Here is a 19,371-nt window from a genome sequence, read left to right as displayed (position 1 = left end):
GCTGGAAGAAAATCGCAATGAAAGTTAAGACCCAAAGCAAGAAAGTCAACAAGGCGTGGCTCAACGACCACGTCAACGACACCTACGTCAAGTTGGCGCAAAAAGAGGGTTACCGGGCCCGTGCGGCCTACAAGCTCAAGGAGATCGACGAGCAGTTCGGTCTCATCAAGCCCGGCTACACCGTGGTGGACCTGGGCTCGACCCCCGGCGCCTGGAGCCAGTATGCGCGCCGGCGCCTGTCGCCCAGCGGCGCAGCCACCGGCGAGCTCAATGGCAACATCATCGCCCTCGATATCCTGCCCATGGAGCCCATCGAAGGCGTCACCTTCCTGAACGGCGATTTCCGCGAGGAATCGGTGCTGGCCCAGCTGGAGGCGGCCCTGGAAGGCCGGGTGGTGGACGTGGTGGTCTCCGACATGGCGCCCAATCTCTCGGGCATTGAATCGTCCGATGCCGCCCGCATTTCCCATCTGGTGGAGCTGGCGGTGGATTTCGCCACGGCCCACCTCAAGCCCGACGGGGCCCTGGTGGTCAAGCTGTTCCACGGCAGCGGCTACAGCGACCTGGTCACGCTGTTCAAGCAGACCTTCAAGGTGGTCAAGCCGCTCAAGCCCAAGGCCTCGCGCGATAAATCCTCGGAAACCTTTCTGGTCGGCATCGGCCTCAAGAAGCCGGCCTGATGGACCGAATCAGGGGAAAAGGCCGGGAAAACCCCGGCCAATGTGTGAAAAACCCCCGCAAATCCCGAGCGGTGCCCATGGCCGCTAGGGGGAATAGCCATGGCGCCCTGGCTTGAAAGACCTAAAATGCGCCACATATAGGCCGTGACGGCTCTGTGACCGTCGCCCTTCTCCCTTGCAACTGGAGCCCCGCTTGAACAATCAGTGGTTTTCAAAAATTGCCGTATGGCTGGTCATTGCCATGGTGCTGTTCACGGTATTCAAGCAATTTGACACCCGTGGCGGCGCCAGCGCAGGACATATCGGGTACTCCGAATTCCTCGAGGAAGTTCGTAACAATCGTATCAAGAGCGCCACCATCCCCGAAGGGCTCTCCGGTGGCGAGATCGTGGCCGTCACCAACGACGACCGCAAGATCCGCACGAACGCTTCTGTGCTCGACCGTGGCCTCGTGGGCGACCTGATCAGCCACAACGTCAAGTTCGACGTGAAGCCGCGCGAGGAAGGCTCCCTGCTCATGACCCTCCTGGTCAGCTGGGGCCCCATGCTGCTGCTCATCGGTGTGTGGGTGTACTTCATGCGCCAGATGCAGGGTGGCGGCAAGGGCGGCGCCTTCAGCTTCGGCAAGAGCAAGGCGCGCATGCTCGACGAGAACAACAACCAGGTCACGTTCGCGGACGTGGCTGGCTGCGACGAGGCCAAGGAAGAAGTCAAGGAAGTCGTGGACTTCCTGAAGGACCCGCAGAAGTTCCAGAAGCTCGGCGGCCGTATTCCGCGCGGCCTGCTGCTGGTCGGCCCGCCCGGTACCGGCAAGACCCTGCTGGCCAAGTCCATCGCGGGCGAAGCCAAGGTGCCGTTCTTCAGCATCTCGGGTTCGGACTTCGTGGAAATGTTCGTCGGCGTGGGCGCGGCCCGTGTGCGCGACATGTTCGACAACGCCAAGAAGAACGCTCCCTGCATCATCTTCATCGATGAAATCGACGCCGTGGGCCGCCAGCGTGGCGCCGGCCTGGGCGGTGGCAACGACGAGCGCGAGCAGACCCTGAACCAGATGCTGGTCGAGATGGACGGCTTCGAGACCAACCTGGGCGTGATCGTGGTGGCTGCCACCAACCGCCCCGACATCCTGGACGCCGCCCTGCTGCGCCCCGGCCGTTTCGACCGCCAGGTCTATGTGACGCTGCCCGACATCCGCGGCCGCGAGCAGATCCTGAACGTGCACATGCGCAAGATCCCGATCGGCCAGGACGTGGCCCCCGGCATCATCGCGCGCGGCACGCCCGGCATGAGCGGTGCCGACCTGGCCAACCTGTGCAACGAAGCGGCCCTGATGGCTGCGCGCCGCAACGCGCGCACCGTGGAGATGCAGGACTTCGAGAAGGCCAAGGACAAGATCCTCATGGGCCCCGAGCGCAAGAGCATGGTCATGCCCGAGGAAGAGCGCCGCAACACGGCCTACCACGAGGCCGGCCACGCCCTGATCGGCAAGCTGCTGCCCAAGTGCGATCCGGTGCACAAGGTCACCATCATCCCCCGCGGCCGTGCCCTGGGCGTGACCATGAGCCTGCCCGAGCAGGACCGCTACAGCTACGACCGCGAGTACATGCTCAACCAGATCAGCATGCTGTTCGGTGGCCGCATCGCCGAAGAAGTGTTCATGAACCAGATGACCACCGGCGCCAGCAACGACTTCGAGCGTGCCACGCACATCGCGCGCGACATGGTGACCCGCTATGGCATGACCACGGCCCTGGGCCCCATGGTCTACGCCGAGAACGAGGGCGAGGTCTTCCTGGGCCGCTCGGTCACCAAGACCACGAACATGAGCGAGCAGACCATGGAGAAGGTCGACAGCGAAGTGCGCCGCATCATCGACGAGCAGTACGACCTGGCACGCCGCCTGATCGAAGAGAACAGCGACAAGATGCATGCCATGGCCAAGGCCTTGCTCGAATGGGAAACCATCGACATGGAACAGCTCGACGACATCATGGCCGGCAAGCCGCCCCGTCCTCCCAAGGACTGGACGCCGCGCACGCCTTCGTCGGGTGGCGACACGCCTGGCGGCGGCACACCTGCCGTGGCGACGGACGCATCGCCCGCCGCACCTTCGGCTGCCTGATCGGTCCAGCAGGACGGCAGGCCACGGGCCAGCAAGGTTCGATTGGACAAACGGGGCCCAGTGCCCCGTTTTTCGTGGCCGGGCCGTCCTCTCCTCCGCCTTCTTTCATTCTTCCCCTGCAGCCGCCGCTTTCGCCGGTGGGCTCCTTCTCCCCATGCCCTGGCAGACCTCCCGTTTCGCGATCGACCTGGCCCGCCCGCAGGTCATGGGCATCGTCAACGTCACGCCCGACTCCTTCTCCGATGGCGGCCAGCATGCCGGCACGGCCGCGGCCCTGCGCCACTGCGAGCAACTGGTCAAGGAGGGTGCGCACATCCTGGACATCGGCGGTGAATCCACGCGGCCGGGCAGCCCGGCGGTGCCGCTCGCAGAGGAGCTGGCGCGCGTCGTGCCCGTCGTGCAGGGGGCGGTCTCTCTGGGCGTGCCGGTTTCCGTGGACACCTACAAGCCAGAAGTCATGCAGGCCGTGCTCGACCTGGGGGCCGACATCGTCAACGACGTGTGGGCGCTGCGCCGCCCGGGAGCCCAGGGCGTGGTGGCGGCCCACCCGGGCTGCGGGATCTGCCTGATGCACATGCACCGCGACCCGCAGACCATGCAGGTGGCGCCCATGGAGGGTGACGTGGTGCGCGAGGTGCGCGTGTTCCTGGAAACCGCATCCAGCCAGTTGCAGGCCCTGGGCGTGGACCGCAGCCGCATCGTGCTCGACCCCGGCATCGGCTTCGGCAAGACGGTGGAACAGAATTTTGCCCTGCTGGCACGCCAGCAGGAACTCGTGGCCACAGGCCATGCCGTGCTGGCCGGCTGGTCACGCAAATCGTCCCTGGGCGCCGTGACCGGGCTGGCCGTGGCCGGTGAGCGCATGCTGCCCAGCGTGGCCGCAGCGCTGCTGGCGGTGGTACACGGTGCGCGCATCGTGCGCGTGCACGACGTCGCCGAGACCGTGACCGCCCTGGCCGTATGGCAGGCGATGGAGCAGCAGGTACAGCAGCCCTGAAGGCGGTGCGCCGACGGCTGGCGCATGGCACACCCACAAAAACGACAGAACCCGAGGAGATCTTCCCCCATGACACGCCAGTATTTCGGCACCGACGGCATCCGCGGTACCGTGGGCCAGGCCCCTATCACCCCCGACTTCGTGCTGCGCCTTGCCCATGCCGTGGGCCGCGTGCTGCGCCGCACCGAAGAGCGCCCCACCGTGCTGATCGGCAAGGACACGCGCATCTCGGGCTACATGCTTGAAAGCGCGCTGGAGTCGGGATTCAACTCCGCCGGGGTCGATGTGGTGCTGCTCGGCCCGCTGCCCACGCCGGGCGTGGCCTACCTCACGCGCGCGCAGCGCGCCAGCCTGGGCGTGGTGATCAGCGCCAGCCACAACGCCTTCCCCGACAACGGCATCAAGTTCTTCAGCGCCCAGGGCACCAAGCTGCCCGACGCCTGGGAGCTGGCGGTGGAGGCCGCGCTCGCGGAAGCCCCGGTGTGGGCCGATTCGGCCAGCCTGGGCAAGGCGCGCCGGCTCGACGACGCGGCAGGCCGCTACATCGAGTTCTGCAAGAGCACCTTCCCGCAGGACCTCACGCTCAAGGGCCTGAAGATCGTGGTGGACGGTGCCCATGGCGCGGCCTACCAGGTGGCTCCCAAGGTGTTCCACGAGCTGGGCGCCGAGGTGATCTCCATCGGTTGCGCGCCTGATGGCCTGAACATCAACCACGAAGTGGGCGCCACCCATCCCGAGGCCCTGGTGCGCTCGGTGCGCGCCAACCGCGCCGACTACGGCATTGCCCTGGACGGTGATGCCGACCGCCTGCAGATGGTGGACGCGGCGGGCCGCCTGTACAACGGCGACGAACTGCTTTACCTGATGGCCGCGGACCGCCTGGGCCGGGGCGAAGAGGTGCCGGGCGTGGTCGGCACGCTCATGACCAACATGGCCGTGGAGGTGGCTCTGCAGCAGCGCGGCGTGCAGTTCGTGCGCGCCAAGGTGGGCGATCGTTACGTGCTCGAAGAACTGGCACGCCACGGCTGGAACCTGGGCGGCGAGGGCTCGGGCCACCTGCTGGCGCTGGACCGCCACACCACGGGCGATGGCCTGGTCAGCGCACTGCAGGTGCTGCAGGCCTGCGTGCGCAGCGGCAAGAAGCTGCCCGAACTCCTCAGCGACGTGACCCTGTACCCGCAGGTACTGCTCAACGTGCGCCTGGCGCCGGGGCAGGACTGGAAGTCCAATGCCCTGCTAGCGCGCGAGACCGAGGCTGTGAAGCAGGAGCTGGGCAACACGGGCCGGGTGCTGATCCGCGCCAGCGGCACCGAACCCCTGCTGCGCGTGATGGTCGAGGCGCGCGAAGCCCAAATGGCCAGCCGCTGCGCCCAGCGCCTGGTCGATGCCGCACGTGCCGGTTGAGCCCATGGCCGCAGCAACGATCGATGTGCGCCGTGTGGACTATGGCGAGCCTGGCGACGCCCAGGCACTGGTGCAGCTGCTCGATGGCTATGCTCGCGATGCCGCCGGTGGCGGCCAGCCGCTGGCCGCGCAGGTGCTGCAGGGCCTGCCCGCTGCGCTCCAGCAGCGCCCCCAGGCCTTCAGCGTGATCGCCTGGGCGCAACAAGAGGGTGGGGCCGTGCCGGTGGGCCTGGTCAATTGCTTCGAGGGCTTTTCCACCTTTGCCTGCCTGCCGCTGGTCAATGTGCACGACGTGGTGGTGGCGCCGGGCTGGCGCGGCCAGCGCATCGCGCAGCGCATGCTCGCGCTGGTGGAGACCATCGCGCGCGAGCGTGGGGCCTGCAAGCTCACGCTCGAAGTGCTCTCCGGCAACACCAGCGCCATGGCGCTGTACCTGCGCGAGGGCTTCGCCCCCTACGCGCTGGACCCGGCCATGGGCCAGGCGCAGTTCCTGCAGAAGAAGCTGCTGCCCTGAGCCCCCGGCGGTGCCCTGCCGCCCGATCTTTGTAAGCAGCTGTTTTGCCCTTGGATGCGGGGGCGCGATCCGTGTAGCCTGTTGGCTGTTGGCACCCGCGTAAATCCCGATGCAGGCGCATGGCAGCTATCGTCCAGAATCTCGCACCCACAAGGTGGTGGCGCGCGGTGCACATCCTGCACCACGGCCGCCTTTTTCAAGGAGCACGCCTTTCATGACCCTCACCTTCCTGCGCGCCGCAGCCACCTGCCTGTTCCTTGCCGCCGGTGCCGCGGCCTCCTTGCCGGCCCATGCCGGCAAGACGCTGGATGGCATCAAGGCCCGGGGCCAGGTGGTCTGCGGTGTGAACACGGCGCTGGCCGGTTTTTCGGTGGCCGATACCGGAGGCAAGTGGTCGGGCCTCGATGTGGATATCTGCCGCGCCGTGGCGGCCGCGGTGTTGGGCGATGGCGAGAAGGTCAAGTTCGTGCCGCTGAGCACCGCGCAGCGCTTCACGGCCTTGCAGTCGGGTGAGATCGATGTGCTCTCGCGCAACACCACGTTCTCGCTCGCCCGCGATGCCTCCATGGGCCTGCACCAGACCGCCGTGACCTACTACGACGGCCAGGGCGTGCTGGTGCTCAAGAAGAGCGGCATCAAGAGCATGAAGCAGCTCAAGGGGCAGACCGTGTGCCTGCAGTCGGGCACCACCACCGAGAAGAACCTGCTCGACTACTCCAAGACCCACAACCTGGCCATCAAGCCCGCCGTGTTCGAGAAGGTCGAGGCCGCCACCGCCGCCTATTTTGCCGGGCGCTGCGTGGGCTACACCACGGACGCCTCCGGCCTGGCCTCGGTGCGCAACAAGGAGGCCAAGGATCCCTCGGAACACGTGCTGCTGCCCGAGCTGATTTCCAAAGAGCCACTGGGCCCCATGGTGCGCCGTGGCGATGACGAATGGTTTGCCATCGTCAAGTGGGTGGTCTACGGCCTGGTCGAGGCCGAGGAGTATGGCGTGACCCAGGCCTCGGTCGATCGCCTCAAGACCAGCAGCACCGACCCCGTGGTGCAGCGCCTGCTGGGCACCACCGAAGACACGGGCAAGCTGCTGGGCCTGGACCGCGACTGGCTGGCCCGCGCGGTCAAGACCACGGGCAACTATGGCGAGATCTTCGAGCGCAATGTGGGCCCCAAGTCCGCGCTGGGCCTGCAGCGCGGCCTGAACAACCTGTGGAACAAGGGCGGTCTGATGTACGCCTTCCCGGTGCGCTAAGAGAGTGTCGCCTCCGTTCAGTCCTGAAAGCGCGTCCCGGGCGTCAGGGGGGCATGGCGGTAGCTGGCCGGCGTGCGGCTGAGTTTCACCGGTGCACCGATGCCGCGATAGCCGCCGGGCAGCTCCACCACCATCTCCCGGTGCGCCGTGTGCGGATGCGCCAGTGCCGCATCGACGGACAGCACCGGCGCGGCGGGCACGCCGGCGGCCATGAGGGTGTCCACCAGCGCGCTGCCGTCGCACTCCTGCATCGCGTCTTCCAGTGCGGTCTTCAGTGCCGTGCGGTGCACCGAGCGGTCGCCGGCCCGCGCATAGAGGGGGTCGTCCGCCAGGGCGGGCACACCGATGCAGCGGCACAGGCTGGCGAACTGGCGGTCGTTGCCCACGGCAACGAACACGGGCTGCGTGCGCGTGGCCAGGGTGTCGTAGGGGTAGATGTTGGGGTGCGCGTTGCCCGTGCGCTGCGGGGTGCGCCCATCGACGAACCAGTTGGCGGCATGCGGGTGCAGCAGCGACAGGCCGCTGTCGTACAGCGCCGCCTCGACCAATTGGCCGCGCCCGCTGCGCTGGCGCTCCTGCAGCGCCAGCAGCACCCCGATCACGGCGTTCAGCCCGGTCACCATGTCCACCACGGGCAGGCCCACGCGCAGGGGGCCGCCCTCGGCTTCGCCGTTGATGCTCATGATGCCCGCCATGGCCTGCACGGCCGCGTCGTAGCCGGGCAGGGCGCCCAGCGGGCCATCGGTGCCGAAACCCGTCACGCGGCACCACACCAGGCGCGGAAAGCGCGCGGACAGTTCTGTGTACCCCAGGCCCCAGCGTTCCATGGTGCCGGCCTTGAAGTTCTCGATCAGCACGTCGGCCTCGGCCAGCAGGGTCAGCAGTGCCTCGCGCCCTTCGGGGCTGCCCAGGTCCAGGTGCATGTTGCGCTTGTTGCGGTTGAGCCCGTGGTAGTAGGAGGCCACGCCCTCCTTGAACGGCGGGCCCCAGGTGCGTGTGTCGTCGCCCTGCGGCGGCTCCACCTTGAGCACGTCGGCGCCATGGTCGCCCAGGATCTGGCCACAGTAGGGGCCGCCGAGGATGCGCGAGATGTCCAGCACGCGGATGCCCGCCAGGGCACCCGCAGACAAAAGAGATGCGTTCATAGGGGGCGCCCCATCAATCGAGCTGTGCGCCCGATTGCTTGACCACACCGCTCCACTTGCTGATCTGCGTGTCGATGAATTTGCCCAGTTGCTCCGGCTTGGAGGAGGGCGCCGATTCGAGCCCCTGGGAGGCGAACAGCTGCTTGACCTTGTCGGTCGCCAGCACATCGACAAAGGCCTTGTTGAGCTTGGCGATGCGCTCGGGCGGGGTGCCCGCCGGGGCCACGATGCCGAAGAACACGCTCACGTCATAGCCTGGCACCCCTTGCTCGGCCACGGTCGGCAGGTCCGGCAGCGCCTGCGAGCGCTCGGCCGTGGTGATGCCCAGTGCGCGCAGCTTGCCGCTCTTGACGTAGGGCAGGGCCGTGAGCACATCGGTGAAGCTCATCGTCACCTGCCCGCCCAGCAGGTCGGTGAGTGCCGGCCCGGTGCCCTTGTAGGGAATGTGCTGCAGGTCCACGCCGGCCGAGGCATTGAACAGCACGCCCGCCAGGTGCGACGAGGCGCCGTTGCCCGACGAGGCATAGCTCAGCTTGCCCGGCGAGGCCTTGGCATAGGCGATCAGCTCCTTCACATTCCTGGCCGGCACCGCAGGGTTCACGACCAGGATGTTGGGCAGGTGGCCGACCTGGATCACGGGGGCGAAACTCTTGGCCGGGTCGTAGCCGATCTTGCGGTACAGGCTGGCGTTGATGGCCAGCGGCCCCGAGGTGCCGAACAGCAGGGTCTGGCCGTCGGGCGCGGCACGGGCCACATACTCCGCGCCGATGTTGCCGCCCGCGCCGGGTCGGTTCTCCACCACCATGGGCTGGCCCAGGCGGTCCTTCATCTCGGCGGCCAGGGTGCGCGCCATCGCATCGGTGGGGCCGCCCGGAGGGAAGGGGATCACCAGGATGACGGGGCGCTCGGGAAAGCCCTGGGCCTGGGCCGTGGGCAGCAGGGGGAGCGCTGCCGCCGTGGCGAGCGCGAGGGTGGCCAGAAGTCGCATGGTCTGTCTCCGTTGTTATCTGTCGTTCAAAGGTTCAGGCGATGGGTGCCTGTGCGGCCGCCCTGGCCACCCAGTCTTCGGGGATGTCCGTGGCGCCCAGCGGGTCGCGCGGCAGCACGCGGTGCAGCAGCACCAACTGGGCCCATTCGACGCGCTGCGCACTGCCGCCACGGGCACCCTCCCAGGCCATGGCGACCGCGCTGGCCACGTGGTAGAGGGCCGAGGCGCACTGCCGCGCCAGCGTGTCGTCGCCGCTGTCTGCAGCGCGCAGGGCCAGTGCCGCGGCCCGGGCCAGGGCGTCGCGCAGGGCCTGTGCAAAGCCCGGGGCGATGGGCGCATCGTCGATCAGCGCCTCGCAATGGGCCTGCAGCACGGGCAGCGAGCCTTCGCGCCGGATGGCGCGCACCACGTCCAGCGCGACGATGTTGCTCGTGCCCTCCCAGATCGAACCGAGGTGGGCATCGCGCACCAGGCGCGGGTCGCTCCACTCCTCGATGTAGCCGCAGCCGCCGCGCACCTCCATGGCGTCACCGGTCACCTTGCGCGCATCGCGGCAGGCGCGGAACTTGATGAGCGGCGTGAGGATGCGCAGCAGCGCATAGGCCCCCGGCTCGCCTGCATCGGACCGGGCCAGGGCCTGGGCCGTCTGGAACACCATGCTGCGCGCCTGCTCGGCCGGCAGCAGCAGCTTGAGCAACTGGCGCTGCATGAGGGGCATGTCCTGCAGGCGCTGGCTGAAGGCGCGGCGCTCGCTGGCGATGTACTGCGCTTCGGCCACGGCGCGGCGCATCAGCCCCGCCGCGCGCACGCCGTTGGACAGGCGCGAGTTGTTCACCATGTCGGCCATCTGCACGAAGCCGCGCCCCTGTTCGCCCACCAGGTGGGCAAGGGCTCCCTCCAGGCGGATCTCGCCGCTGGCCATGGAGCGTGTGCCCAGCTTGTTCTTGAGCCGCAGGATGCGGTAGTGGTTGGGCGTGCCATCGTCCAGCAGGCGGGGCAGCAGGAACAGCGACACCCCCTTGAGGCCCGGGGCACTGCCCTCGCAGCGCGCCAGCACCATCGCGAAGTCGGCATCGGGGTTGGAGCAGAACCACTTGTCGCCGCTGAGGTGCCACTGGCCCTGTGCATCCTGGTGGGCGCGCGTCTCGGTGGCCGCGATGTCCGAGCCCGCGGCCTGCTCGGTCATGAACATGGCGCCCTGGGCCACGTTGTCGAAGTCCAGGTGCTGCAGGCGCGGCAGGAGGCGCGCCACCAGTTCGGGGCTGCCGAATTTCTTCAGCGTGCGCGCCAGCGAATCGGTCATGGACACCGGGCAGCACAGCCCGAACTCGGCCTGCACGAAGAGGTAGGTCAGCACGTACTTCACCAGCGGCGGCATGCGGCCCTTCCAACCCAGGGTCTCCTCGCGGTGCGACATCGCGGCCAGGCCGAACTCGCTGTAGGCCAGCCGCTCCATTTCCACATAGGCCGGGTGCTTGTGCACCGTCTGCAGATCGCGGCCCGTGCGGGTGCGTACCGACAGCGTGGGTGGGTTCTGGTCGGCGGTGCGGGCCAGTTCGTCCAGAGGCCCCCCGGCCAGGGCGCCCAGGCGCTCGAAGTGGGGGCGCATGTGGGCCAGCAGCTCGGCCGGCAGGTACAGCGCCAGCAGGCGGTGCAGTTCGGTGTCCGTGCTGTAGAGGCTGGTGCCGTGGCGGTCGGGCACGGGATGGCGGGCGGCTTCGTCGGTGGGCGAAGTGGGCATGGTGGCTTGTCTCCTTGTGCCGCCCATTCTTCGCCGCTCAATAATTCTTGTCTAATATTGATTTGGTCTTGTTCATTTTGATTTGAATATTGATGAAAGGCCTGCCATGGAATTGCGCCACCTGCGCTACTTCACCGTCCTGGCCGAGGAGCTGCATTTCGGCCGCGCAGCGCGCCGCCTGGCGATATCGCAGCCGCCGCTGAGCGTGGCCATCCGCCAGCTCGAGGAGTCGGTGGGCGCGCAACTGTTCGAGCGCAGCAGCAAGGCGGTGCGCCTCACGCCCGCAGGCCAGGCGCTGCAGGCCTCGGCGCAGAGCCTGCTGCAGGCGGCCCAGGAGGCCGCCATCGAGGCCCGCCAGGTCGCCCAGGGGGCGGCAGGGCGGCTGCGCATCGGCTTCGTCGGCTCCATGCTGTACCGCGGCCTGCCGCAGGCGCTGGTGCGCTTTCAGGCCGCCCACCCTGCCGTGCGGGTCACGCTGACCGAGCTCAATTCCGCCGAGCAGATGACCGAGCTGCTCCATGACCGGCTGGACATTGGTTTTGCCCACACCCACCAGGTGCCGGCCGAGCTCGATTGCCGCCTGCTGGTGTCCGAGCCCTTCGTGGCCTGCCTGCCCATGGACCATGCGCTGGCCAGAAAGCGCACGGTGGCGGTGGGGCAGCTCAAGGACGAGCCCTTCGTGCTGTTCTCGCGCAGTGCATCGCCCGACTACCATGCGCGCATTCTTTCGGTCTGCGCCGACGCAGGCTTCTATCCGGAGGTGCGCATGCAGGTGCGGCACTGGCTGGCGGTGGTGTCCCTGGTGTCCCAGGGCATGGGCGTGGCCCTGGTGCCCGATGCGATGCGGCGCTGCGCGCTGCCGGGCGCGGTGTTCCGGCCGCTGGCAGGATCGGGCAGGCAGTCCGAGGCCTACGCCGTCTGGCATGCGGCGTCGCGCAACGTGCTCGTGCCGCGCCTGCTCCAGGAATTGGCGGCGAAGGACTGAGTGGCTGGTGGTCCGCTCAGAGGCTGGGAATTTTTTGACCGTGCCCGAAAGGCGTGCCACAACGCCCCGGATCTAGGCGCAAAGCGCAGCCATAGCTCGGGCTATGGCGAGCACTTGCAACGACGAGCCGGGGTGTTTTGGCGTGCAAGGCGGGCATGGGCAAAATCTTCTCAGTCTCTTAGCCCTGCACGGCCTGCACCAGGTCGTCCACGTGCACCATCAGCGCGTGCACGCGGCGCAGCGTGGGGTACTGCTGCCGCACGGGCTCCCACTGCGGTGATGCCAGCAGGGCCTGCCACACGGGCGTAAGGTCCTGTACATCGGCCTGCCGGCCCTCGGCCAGTGCGGTGGCAAAGGCCAGGCTCTGCGGCGCACCGAGCAACTGCATGCGGCTCGCGGCGGCCAGCCACTGGGGCGCTGGCGGGGCTGGGGCATCGGTGCAGTAGAGCACGGTGTCCTCCAGTGCGCCGTCTGGCCTGTCCAGGAGGCCCAGGGAGGCGCCGCGCAGCAGCACCTCTCCCTCGCGGCAGAGGAAGGCGTAGTCCGTGCCCGGGTCGGCATGGCCGAGCAGGCGCAGGCCGCGCTGCAGGCGCGAGAAATCGTTCGCCACCGCATCCACCGAGGCCTTGGCCTCCAGCAGCAGGCAGACGTCCCAGGCGGGGGGCTGGCCAGCACCGGCAGGGGCCTGCCGCAGCAGCACGGCATCCCACTCGCTCTTGGCGCGCTCGGCGCTGGCGGGGATGGAGGGCGGCACCCGCATCGAGGTCACCACGCGCCAGGCACTGCGGGTGCCATCGGCCTGGTCGAGCCGCTGCGCCAGGGCGTCAAGGGCCTGGGTGGCCAGGGCTTCCATGGCCGCACCGCGCTGCTGTGCCCTGTCGCCGTAGGCCAGGGCTTCTGCTGTGCCCGGGCGGGGGCCTTGGCGGTCGCGCAGCCGCTGGTAGGCCTGCACCTGCGGGTCGCTTTCGAGTGCGTCCGCGCGCTGCAGGCGCGCCAGCGCGGGCCCTTGCAGCAGCCGGGCCAGGCCGCGCTGCAGTGCCGGCATGTCGGCAGCCGCCTGCGCCATGGCCTGCAGCTGGTGTGCCGTACCGCCCAGCGCCGCCCAGTGCGACGAATCCGCCTGGGCGTGCAGGCGCTCCAGGGCCTCGCGCAGCGCGCCCGGGGCGACATGCTGGCGCTTGGCCGGGTGGGCAATGGCATTGGCGCCCGCGCGCAGCTGCCGGCGGTCCTGCTCGGCATGGGCCTGCAGGTCGAGGTATTCCTGCACCGTGGGTGCCCGGCGTGCGAGCACCGCGGCCTGGTAGGCCGCGTCCCCGTCGTCCGCGCGCATGGCCTCCCGGATCAGGTGGGCCAGGGCATTGATGAACGACTGCCGTGTGGCGTCCCCGGGGCGCCGCGCACCGGCCAGGTCCTGGCGCACCTGCTCGATGGCCAGGGCCATGGCGGCCGCGGGGCCGGCCTGGGAGCCCGCGCCGGGCTCTGCGGGCAGGCGGTAGCGGCGTGCGGCCGTGCGCAGCACCTGCGTGAGCAGGGGCGGGTGGGGCGGCCGGGGCAGGGCCCCTGAAGGAGGCATCAACCCTGGCCGCCGCTGCGCTCGGGCCCGGCGCCGCGATGGGACTTGGTCCAGTCGTAGGGCGAGCCATCGGGCAGCAGCCGGGCCTGCACCGTGCTCACCCCGGCACGCCCCACGCTCTCGGTGAGCTCGCTGGACAGGCTCACATGGCGTTTGCCGGCCTTGCGCTTTTCCTCGCAGAACTGCAGGGCCGGCATCAGCTGGCCGGGGTCGAAGGTCTGCATGGCAGGTGTGCCGGGTGCTTCCAGCCAGTAAACGACGATGCTCATGGATCGGGGCTTTCCTTCATGGGTTCTGCCCCGATTCTGACCGCTTACTTGGCCAGCGTCAGCGTGCCCTTCATGAGGCTGGAATGGCCCGGGAAGGAGCAGAACCAGGCATAGGCCTCGCCGGCCTTGAGCTTGGCCACGTCGAAGCCCACGCTGTCGGCCTCGCCGCCGCCGATGAGCTTGGTGTGGGCGATCACGCGGGCATCGCCCGCCTTGACATAGGCCTTGTCCGCGCCTGCCGCAATCCCGTCCGTGGTCACGGCCTGGGCATCGGCTGCCTTGGTCAGCACCCAGTTGTGGCCCATGGCCGTCTTGGGCAGCTTGCCCGCGTGCTTGAGCTTCACGGTGAACTGCTTGCAACTGGCCGGAACGGTGATGCTCTGCTTGTTGAACTGCATGGCGTCATTGCCTTCGATCTCCACGTCGCAGGTGGCGGCCAGCGCGGGGCCGGCGAGCAGGGCCGTCAGCAGCACGGCGGCGGTGTTTCTCAAGGTGATGTTCATGTCGAATTTCTCCAGGGGGTAAATAGGGGGCCGGGCATCTCCGGGATGGCCATGAGTGGACCACCGCCCTGGCAAAACGCCCTTGAGGTGCATCAAAGGCCGGTGCGCTGCAGGCCACGGCCCCCGGGCAAGGCGGGATGTTCCGGGGGCAGGGCTTCAGCTAGCATTGCCCATGGCCGAGATTTCCCCACCCCTGCCCGTGCGCGCCTACCAGCCCGGCCACCGGCTGCGCACGCTGCTGGTCACGGCCAATGTGCTGCTGGGCGTGCTGCTCGGGGCACTGGTGCTGTGGGTGCTGTCCTCCTCGCGGCAGAACCACGAAGAGCGTGCCCGCGCCACGGCGGACAGCATGGCCGCCATGGGCGGTGCCAACGTGGGGTCCGAGCTGGGCCTGGTCGATGCGGTGCTGCGCATGACGATCAGCGATTTGCAGCGCTCGGGCCTCGGTGCCGGATCCCGGGACCAGGAGGTCCAGGAACTGCTCGCCGCTCGGCACCGACTGCTCCCGGGGGCCGAGGGGTTTCGCCTGACCGATGACAGCGGGGCCGTGCGCTGGGGCAACCTCGTTGGCAATGCCAACATCCCCAACGTGGCGGACCGCGATTTCTTCCAGCAGGCGCGCGAATCCACGGCCGACGGCCCCGTCATCGCCAGCCCCGTGGTGTCCCGCGTCTCGGGCAATTGGGTCGTCTCCATTTCCCGCCCCCTGGTGCGGGAGGGCCGGTTTGCGGGGGTGCTGTATGCCACCATCCGGGTCGACCATTTCGCGCAGCTGTTCCAGCGCTACGACCTGGGCAGCCGGGACACCATCACGCTGCGCATGCGCGATCTGCGCTTCGTGGCCTGGCTCTCTCCCGGCAATGCGGCGCAGGTCCCGATGGGGTCGACCCAGGTCTCCAGGGAGCTGCGCGAGTCCCTCGCGGCGCACCCTTCAGCGGGGGTCTTCACGGCGGTGTCACCGATCGACGGGCTGGAGCGCACCGTGGCGTACCGGGAGGTGGAGGGCTGGCCATTCATCGTGCTGGCCGGGCTCAACAACGAGAAATTCTTCGAGCCCCTGGCCATGCAGGCGCGCATGCTGTCGCTGATGGCGGCCTGCATGTGGCTGCTCAGCTGCGCCGCCGCCTTTGCGATCTACCGCGTGGGCCGGCGTGAACTGGGTGCTGTGCGGGCGCTGGAGGCCCAGAGCCGGCGCACGCAGATCCTGTTGCGCGTGGCGGGCGATGGCATCCACATCATCGACCGCCAGGGGCGCCTGGTGGAGATGAGCGATTCGTTCGCGCAAATGCACCGTTCGCAGCGCGAGGCCTTGCTGGGCAGCCATGTCTCCAGTTGGGACGTGAACCAGGACGCAGCGGCCATCGACGCCTGGCTGGGCCGGATCCGCGACGGTGACCGCCAGCGTGTGGAGGTGCAGCACCGGCTGGCCGATGGCCATGTCATCGATGTGGACCTGCACTGGCATGCGGTCGATGTCGACGGGCAGCTGCTGGTCTTCGGCTCGGCCCGCGACATCACCGACAGGAAGCGCCTGCTCCGCAGCCTCGAAGAGTCAGCCGCGCGCGTGCGCGACCTTTACGACCATGCCCCATGCGGCTATTTCTCGCTCGATGCCGAAGGCTGCCTGGTGCACGTCAACGCCACCTTGCAGCAGTGGCTGGGCAGCGCAGCGGTCGAATCCCACTCCCGCTTCAGCGATCTGCTGCAGGGCGAGAGCCGGCGGCGTTTTCATGACCATTTCATCGAGCTCACCCTGCAGGAGCGCGCGCCGGAGATCGAGATCGAACTCGCGCCACCGGGTGCACCGCGCCGCGTCGTGCGCATCAATGCCACGGCCGTGCGCGATGGGCGCGGCGACTTCCTGATGAGCCGCACCGTCGCGGTCGACGTGACCGCGCAGCACGAGGCGCTGCAGCAGGTGCGCAGCCTGCTGCACGACCAGTCGGCCATGCTCAACAGCGACCTGGTGGGCATGGTCAAGCTCGCCAGCCGCACCGTCATCTGGAAGAACACCGCGATGGAGCGCATGCTGGGCTATGGGCCGGGTGAGCTCGAAGGGGCCGACGTGCGCTCCCTGTATGCGCGCGGCGAGGACTACCGCCATGTGGAGGAGTCCGCTGCTCTGCGCTTGGGCCAGGGGCTGAACTTCCGCACCGATGTGCGCCTGCAGCACAAGAACGGCGAAGCTATCTGGGTGGACCTCAGCGGCGTGCGCCTGTCGGACAGCGAGACCTTCTGGATGGCGGTGGACATTTCTGCGGCCAAACGGGCACACGCGCAGATCACCCACGTGGCCTTCCACGATGCACTGACCCAGCTGCCCAACCGGCTGCTGCTCGTGGACCGCCTGCGCCAGGCCCTGGCAGCTGCACAGCGGGCCGGCCACGGGGTCGCGGTGTGCTTTGCCGACCTGGATGGATTCAAGGCCGTGAACGATCAGTTCGGGCACGATGCGGGCGACCAACTCCTGGTGGAGCTGGCCCGGCGCATCTCAGGCAGCATCCGTGCCTCGGACACGGCGGCGCGCCTCGGGGGCGATGAGTTCGTGCTGGTCCTCACCCCGGTAGCCGGCGACGAATGGCGTGCCGTGCTTGATCGCCTGATGCAGGCCGCCTGCCAGTCCGTGCAGTTGCCGGGCTCCGGTGCGACCGTGCGGGTCGGCATGAGCATTGGTGTCGCCCTGTCGCAGGGCCGGCTGGACGCGCAGGAACTGCTGGCCGAGGCGGATGAGGCCATGCTGCAGGCCAAGCGCTCGGGCAAACACCGCGTGCAGCTGGCTCCGGCGGTGCAAGCGCTGTCCTGAAGCCCTGGCGCGAGGCCTTCGGTCGGTGCTACGAGGGCAGGTACTGGCGCAAGAAAAGCTCCAGCTCATCGGCCGGCAGCGGCCGGCTGAACAGGTAGCCCTGGGCCTCGTCGCAGCCCTGCTCGCGCAGAAAGGCCAGTTGCTCCGGTGTCTCCACGCCCTCGGCCGTGGTGCGCATGCCCAGGGCCTGGGCCATGCGGATGATGGCGCTCACGATGGCGCGGTCGTTGCCATCCTCGCCCAGGTCGCGCACGAAGGACTGGTCGATCTTGAGCTTGAAGATCTGGAAGCGCTTGAGCTGGCTCAGCGAGGAGTAGCCGGTGCCGAAGTCGTCCATGGACATGCGCACCCCGCGCGAGTGCAGGCTGTCCATGGTCTCCACGGCCGAATGCGGGTCGTCCACGGCCACGCCCTCGGTCAGCTCCAGCTCCAGGCAGTCGGGCGGCAGCTCGAAGATGGTCAGGATGCGGCTCACCAGCTCGGGCAGCTGGGGCTGGCGGAACTGGATCGCCGAGAGGTTGACCGCCATGGTCAGCCCCGGAAAACCGTTGGCGTGCCAGTCCTTGAGTTGCGTGAGCGCAGTGCGCAGCACCCATTCGCCGATCTGCAGGATCTGGCCGCTGTCCTCGGCGATCGGGATGAACTCGGTGGGCGAGATGCTGCCCATCTGCGGGTGGTCCCAGCGCAGCAAGGCCTCCACACTGTGCACCTGGCCCGTGGCCAGGTGGATCTGGGGCTGGTAGTGCAGGTACAGCTGGCCGCGCTCCAGTGCCCGGCGCAGCGCGTTCTCCACCTGCAGCGCGCGCACCGACTGGGCCTGCATCTCGGGGGTGAAGAAGCGGAAAGTGTTGCGCCCGTCGAGCTTGGCGCGGTACATGGCCACGTCGGCGGACTGGGTCAGCGTATCGAAGTCGGCACCGTCCTGCGGGAACAGGGCCACGCCCATGGACGGCGCCATGGTCAGCTCGTGGTGGTCGATCTGGTAGTGCTGGCGCGAGGCCTCCTGCAGCTTGCCGGCCACGCGGGCCGCCCCGTGGGCATTGGCGCCCGGCAGCAGCAGGATGAACTCGTCGCCGCCCAGGCGCGAGACCGTGTCCTTGTCGCGCACCACAGCACGCAGGCGCTTGGCGATCTCCACCAGCAGGGCGTCGCCCACGCGGTGGCCCAGCGAGTCGTTGACGTGCTTGAAATGGTCCAGGTCCAGGAAGATCAGCGCCAGCGGCGTATTGCCCTCCTGCGCCACGCGGATGGCTTCCTGGGCACGCTCGGACAGCAGGGCGCGGTTGGGCAGTCCCGTGAGCGGGTCGTAGTGGGCCAGCCAGTAGATGCGGTCCTGGTCGGCCTTGCGGTCGCTGATCTCGCGGTGCAGGTTGTCCACCGTGTCGCGCAGCTCGCGCGTGCGGTCCTCGACCTGCTGTTCGAGCTGCTCGTGCACGCGCGCCAGGGCCGCCTGGGCCTGCTTGCGCTCCGAGATGTCCATGGTGATCCAGATCGAGCCCTGGTCGGGGTCGTCCGGGTCGATGAACTTGGCGCGCACCTCGCAGGTGAGCGGTGTGCCGTCTCTGCGGCACATGACCACCTCGCCTTCGTAGGACTGGCCAGCCGCGAGCACGGGATAGCAGCGGTGGCCCACGTCCTCCCAGTCCTCGTCGCTGGCGTACCAGCGGCGCGAGGGGCTGCCCGCCAGCTCGCCCGGGCCATAGCCCAGCATGTGCTCGAAATGGCGGTTGCAGCGTGTCAGGTGCCGGTCGCGCAGGAACACGATGCCCACCATGGCCTGGTCGAACAGCACCTGCTTTTCGCGCACGGCGGCACTCAGCAGGGCCTGGGCCTGTTTCTGTTCGTCGATGTCGTCGAGGATCCAGATCGAGCCCTCGCTCGTGTCGCGCGGGTTGATCAGCCGCCCCGTGAGGCTGCCCCAGAAAAGCCGCCCGTTGCGCCGGCGCATCTGGCGTTCGACACGGTAGGCCTGCCCGCTGGCGAGCACCGGGTAGGCTTCGCGCCCGAGGGTGCGGAAGGCCTCGCGGTCAGGGTAGAAGGCCTCGCTGCTCAGGCCTGCCAGGCGCTGCGCCGACTCGTAGCCGAAGATTTCCGCATAGCGCTGGTTGCAGCGCACCACCACGCGCTGGCGAATGAACACGATGCCCACGCCCGCGCTCTCCAGCAGCATCTGCTGCTCGCGCAGCGTGCGCTCCAAAGACGCGTCGGAAGACTCCCCAGACGGCAGGCGTTCTGGGGCAATGGACAGCAAGGACATGGCGGCCGGACCCGGAGGGAGAGGCGCAATGCCCCAGAAAAATGTACCAAAGTGTAGCAGCCCAAGCTTACAGCGGTAACCGCCTGGTAACCGGGGCCTGTCCAGGCCCGCACCGGCGTCTTTTCGCACTCCGGCGGA

Annotated in this window: 15 protein-coding genes; 8 read left to right on the top strand and 7 right to left on the bottom strand. The window is 68.5% G+C overall.

What is annotated here, in order from left to right:
• Positions 1-17: 17 nt before the first annotated feature.
• The 6 genes from AC3WOH_RS16455 (at position 18) to AC3WOH_RS16430 (ending at position 6,969) form a co-directional block, all read left to right on the top strand.
• Complete coding sequence (locus AC3WOH_RS16455) at positions 18-680, top strand: RlmE family RNA methyltransferase (protein WP_492230383.1); 663 nt, start codon at positions 18-20, stop codon at positions 678-680.
• Positions 681-873: 193 nt separating this feature from the next.
• Positions 874-2,802 carry an ATP-dependent zinc metalloprotease FtsH gene (gene ftsH, locus AC3WOH_RS16450; protein ID WP_492230382.1) on the top strand — a complete coding sequence of 643 codons (1,929 nt, stop codon included), beginning with the start codon at positions 874-876 and terminating at the stop codon, positions 2,800-2,802.
• A gap of 154 nt (positions 2,803-2,956) precedes the next feature.
• Positions 2,957-3,799 (top strand): dihydropteroate synthase, encoded by an 843-nt coding sequence (gene folP / locus AC3WOH_RS16445; RefSeq protein ID WP_492230381.1) that lies wholly within the window; start codon positions 2,957-2,959, stop codon positions 3,797-3,799.
• Between the two features lie 69 nt (positions 3,800-3,868).
• Positions 3,869-5,203, top strand: a complete 1,335-nt coding sequence (gene glmM, locus AC3WOH_RS16440; protein WP_492230380.1) for a phosphoglucosamine mutase — start codon at positions 3,869-3,871, stop codon at positions 5,201-5,203.
• A gap of 4 nt (positions 5,204-5,207) precedes the next feature.
• On the top strand, positions 5,208-5,717 hold the full coding sequence (locus AC3WOH_RS16435; RefSeq protein WP_492230379.1) for a GNAT family N-acetyltransferase: 510 nt from the start codon (positions 5,208-5,210) through the stop codon (positions 5,715-5,717).
• A 214-nt stretch (positions 5,718-5,931) separates the two neighbouring features.
• Positions 5,932-6,969, top strand: a complete 1,038-nt coding sequence (locus AC3WOH_RS16430) for an amino acid ABC transporter substrate-binding protein (RefSeq protein ID WP_492230378.1) — start codon at positions 5,932-5,934, stop codon at positions 6,967-6,969.
• Positions 6,970-6,986: 17 nt separating this feature from the next.
• On the opposite strand, the gene AC3WOH_RS16425 is transcribed toward AC3WOH_RS16430, so the two are convergent.
• The 3 genes from AC3WOH_RS16425 to AC3WOH_RS16415 are packed head-to-tail and all read right to left on the bottom strand — an operon-like array spanning position 6,987 to position 10,843.
• Entirely contained in the window at positions 6,987-8,114 is a 1,128-nt protein-coding gene (locus AC3WOH_RS16425; protein ID WP_492230377.1) for a CaiB/BaiF CoA transferase family protein, read from the bottom strand.
• A 13-nt stretch (positions 8,115-8,127) separates the two neighbouring features.
• Positions 8,128-9,102, bottom strand: coding sequence for a Bug family tripartite tricarboxylate transporter substrate binding protein (locus AC3WOH_RS16420; protein WP_492230376.1), 975 nt, complete (start codon positions 9,100-9,102; stop codon positions 8,128-8,130).
• Positions 9,103-9,136: 34 nt separating this feature from the next.
• Positions 9,137-10,843 (bottom strand): acyl-CoA dehydrogenase family protein, encoded by a 1,707-nt coding sequence (locus AC3WOH_RS16415; RefSeq protein ID WP_492230375.1) that lies wholly within the window; start codon positions 10,841-10,843, stop codon positions 9,137-9,139.
• A gap of 106 nt (positions 10,844-10,949) precedes the next feature.
• Here AC3WOH_RS16415 and AC3WOH_RS16410 point away from each other — a divergent pair, with 106 nt between their 5' ends.
• A complete protein-coding gene (locus tag AC3WOH_RS16410; protein WP_492230374.1) occupies positions 10,950-11,828 on the top strand; it encodes a LysR family transcriptional regulator in 879 nt (292 codons plus the stop codon).
• Between the two features lie 178 nt (positions 11,829-12,006).
• Here AC3WOH_RS16410 and AC3WOH_RS16405 read toward each other — a convergent pair whose 3' ends face one another.
• Genes AC3WOH_RS16405 through azu form a run of 3 tightly spaced genes read right to left on the bottom strand, consistent with a single transcriptional unit; the run spans position 12,007 to position 14,173 of the window.
• Positions 12,007-13,401: a 3-deoxy-D-arabino-heptulosonate 7-phosphate synthase gene (locus tag AC3WOH_RS16405; RefSeq protein ID WP_492230373.1), complete on the bottom strand. Its 1,395-nt coding sequence runs from the start codon at positions 13,399-13,401 to the stop codon at positions 12,007-12,009.
• On the bottom strand, positions 13,401-13,670 hold the full coding sequence (locus AC3WOH_RS16400; RefSeq protein WP_492230372.1) for a hypothetical protein: 270 nt from the start codon (positions 13,668-13,670) through the stop codon (positions 13,401-13,403). The genes AC3WOH_RS16405 and AC3WOH_RS16400 overlap by 1 nt, the downstream gene beginning before the upstream one ends.
• 44 nt (positions 13,671-13,714) lie before the next feature.
• On the bottom strand, positions 13,715-14,173 hold the full coding sequence (gene azu / locus AC3WOH_RS16395) for an azurin (RefSeq protein ID WP_492230371.1): 459 nt from the start codon (positions 14,171-14,173) through the stop codon (positions 13,715-13,717).
• 172 nt (positions 14,174-14,345) lie between these two features.
• Between azu and AC3WOH_RS16390 the strand changes: the two genes are divergently transcribed.
• Positions 14,346-16,976: a sensor domain-containing diguanylate cyclase gene (locus AC3WOH_RS16390; protein ID WP_492230370.1), complete on the top strand. Its 2,631-nt coding sequence runs from the start codon at positions 14,346-14,348 to the stop codon at positions 16,974-16,976.
• A 28-nt stretch (positions 16,977-17,004) separates the two neighbouring features.
• Here AC3WOH_RS16390 and AC3WOH_RS16385 read toward each other — a convergent pair whose 3' ends face one another.
• Positions 17,005-19,233 carry an EAL domain-containing protein gene (locus tag AC3WOH_RS16385; protein WP_492230369.1) on the bottom strand — a complete coding sequence of 743 codons (2,229 nt, stop codon included), beginning with the start codon at positions 19,231-19,233 and terminating at the stop codon, positions 17,005-17,007.
• Positions 19,234-19,371 lie beyond the last annotated feature (138 nt).

This window comes from Acidovorax sp. FW305-C-20-28 (assembly GCF_058783375.1).
This window is presented reverse-complemented; position numbering and strand designations above follow the sequence as displayed.